This is a genomic window from Phytoactinopolyspora endophytica, from assembly GCF_004138495.1.
Classification (GTDB): domain Bacteria; phylum Actinomycetota; class Actinomycetes; order Jiangellales; family Jiangellaceae; genus Phytoactinopolyspora; species Phytoactinopolyspora endophytica.
Map to the genome: position 1 here is coordinate 139,600 of NZ_ML142849.1, position 2,697 is coordinate 142,296.

3 protein-coding genes are annotated in these 2,697 nt (G+C 68.4%); 1 reads left to right on the forward strand and 2 read right to left on the reverse strand.

What is annotated here, in order from left to right:
- Both ELR45_RS00640 and ELR45_RS00645 read right to left on the reverse strand, forming a co-directional pair.
- On the reverse strand, positions 1-787 hold a 787-nt coding region (locus ELR45_RS00640; protein ID WP_205855625.1), incomplete at its 3' end, for an aldo/keto reductase.
- A 2-nt stretch (positions 788-789) separates the two neighbouring features.
- Complete coding sequence (locus ELR45_RS00645) at positions 790-957, reverse strand: hypothetical protein (RefSeq protein ID WP_165367334.1); 168 nt, start codon at positions 955-957, stop codon at positions 790-792.
- Positions 958-1,142: 185 nt separating this feature from the next.
- Here ELR45_RS00645 and ELR45_RS00650 point away from each other — a divergent pair, with 185 nt between their 5' ends.
- Complete coding sequence (locus tag ELR45_RS00650) at positions 1,143-2,573, forward strand: GH1 family beta-glucosidase (RefSeq protein ID WP_129662618.1); 1,431 nt, start codon at positions 1,143-1,145, stop codon at positions 2,571-2,573.
- The last annotated feature ends 124 nt before the right edge of the window (positions 2,574-2,697 follow it).

Genomic DNA, 2,697 nt, shown 5'->3' on the forward strand with positions numbered 1-2,697 from the left:
CGTGCCGGGCACATGCCGCTTCCATCATCTGGGCCGCCTCGACCAGGGCAGCAGCCGCGGGCCGGTAGGCATACTTCGCCTCGGCCGCCCCACGGGTGGACCGCGCCAGCAGCCCGCCGCCGAACGGAGCCGCGTTGAACACCCCCACTCCGAGCTCGTGACACTGCTCCAGCAGCGGTTCCGCGCTGCGATCCAGCAGCGTGAACCTGTTGTGCGTCACCACGTAGTCGAAATGGCCGGTTTCGACGAAGCGCTCCAGCAGGGCGATCGGACCGCCGGCGACGCCCAGCGGGCCCGCCACGCCCTCCTTGCGCAGCGCCAGCAACGCCTCCAGTGGACCACCGTCGGCGGTGGCCTCCTCGAACGTGATGCGCTCCGGGTCGTGCAGGCTCAGCAGCGGCAGCCGGTCCAGACCGAGGCGGTCCAGCGATTCCTGCGCGGAAGCTCGCACCCTCGTCCCGGAGAAGTCGCTGTCGCCAGGAATCGGATCCACCTTGGTCGCGACGAGCGGACGATCGGATCCCTCATGCCGGCGCCATGCCGCGCCGACTCGTCGCTCGCTCCGCCCTTGGTCGCCGTAGCCGTTGCTCGTGTCGATGGTCAGGCCGGTCCGGAATGCCTCGTCGAGCGTCGCCGCCGCGTCCTCGTCCGGCACCGTGGCATGTCCGAGCTTGGAGGTGCCCAGACACAGCCGGGTCACCTCCTGGCCGGCACGTCCCAGCACGACCCGATCCGTCGGCCGGGGTGTCTGCCCAGGTGTCTGTCCAGCTCCTTGTCCAGGTGTCATGGTCATTCCTCATGTCCTCCACTGATCAGGTCCATCCGCCAGAATCTCTGCGGGAACAGCCGCAACGCAACCAACGCAACGATCGACAGCGCGGCGCCCAGCATGGCCAGCACATACAGCACGGGCTGCCCGGAGCCGTTCGATAGCAGCGTGTACATTCCGACCGTCAAAGGGTACTTGTCCTGGTCGGACAGCATGATGAGTGGTCGGTGACGTCCAGGACCGCACCGGATGAGCGGAGGTAGCCGCGTGTTGGGAGTGCTCCCATCACATGGCAGGCTAGTATCACGGTCGCCGACATCGTCGTCACGCCTGCGGGCGCCGCGAACCGACCCCTGAGACGTATGAGGAGTACATGAACACGACTGCGAACCACGGCCGGGAGTTCCCTGAAGGCTTCACCTGGGGATCGGCGACAGCGTCGTACCAGATCGAGGGCGCGGCCCAGGAGGGTGGACGAGGACCCTCGATCTGGGACACCTTCTCACACACCCCGGGCAAGACCCTGAACGGCGATACCGGCGACATGGCCTGCGACCACTACCACCGTTGGGAGGAGGACCTCGGCCACATCGCCGACCTCGGCCTGGACGCGTACCGCTTCTCCATCGCGTGGCCCCGGGTACAGCCCGGCGGTCGCGGTCCGCTGAACCCGGAAGGCGTCTCTTTCTACTCTCGCCTAGTGGACGGCCTGCTCGAACGCGGCGTGAAACCAGTGGCCACCCTTTACCACTGGGACCTCCCACAGGAGCTGGAGGACGCCGGTGGCTGGCCGGCCCGCGACACCGCCTACCGATTCGCCGAATACGCCGAGCTGATGGCACGGGAGCTGGGCGATCGGATCGACACCTGGACCACGCTGAACGAGCCCTGGTGCTCGGCCTATCTGGGTTATGCGTCCGGCGTGCATGCGCCCGGCCGGACCGAACCCGCCGCCGCACTGGCGGCGGTCCACCATCTCAACCTCGCCCACGGGCTCGGTGGCCGCGCGATCCGCTCGGTACTTCCGGACGCCCGGGTGTCCATCACGCTCAACTTCCATGTGCCACGGCCGGTCGATCCGTCCAGCGAGGCGGACCACGACGCCGTGCGCCGGGTGGACGCGCTGGCCAACCGGGCGTTCCTGGGGCCGCTGCTGGATGGCGCCTTCCCGACGGATCTGCTGTCGGACACCGAAGAGGTCACCGACTGGTCGTTCGTCGAGGACGGCGACGCCGGGTTGATCCGGATCCCGATCGACGTCCTGGGGGTCAACTATTACTCGACCGCACTGGTCCGTCAGTGGGACGGCGTCAGCGATCGGGGCGCCGCCGACGGCCACGGCGACGCGGCCGGCTCCCCGTGGGTCGGTGCCGGTGACATCGAGTTCGTCCGGCCGCCCGGGCCGTACACGGCCATGGGCTGGAACATCGACCCGTCCGGGATGACCGAGGTGCTGATGCGGCTGCACCGGGAACATCCGGAGCTGCCGTTGATGGTGACCGAGAACGGTGCCGCGTTCGAGGACACCGTCTCCGAGGCCGGCGCGGTCCACGACGACCGCCGGGTCGCGTACCTGCACGATCACATCGACGCCGTGGGAGCCGCCGTCGACGGCGGGGCAGACGTGCGCGGCTACTTCGCCTGGTCACTGATGGACAACTTCGAGTGGTCGTACGGCTACGATCGCCGGTTCGGGATCATCCGCGTCGACTACAAGACCGGCGAGCGGACCTGGAAGGACTCGGCGCATTGGTACCGTGAGCTGGTCGCTCGCAATCAGCTCCCCGCGACCGACGGCGGCTGAGCCCGGCCCCGGCCGATGAGCCCTCCGGCACGCTCGCCCGGGGCGTGACCGGCGTTACAGTAGCGTTATGGGGACGTTATAGTAGGGCCAATGCCGTGGAACAGCACCACCGTCCTCCGGGCAC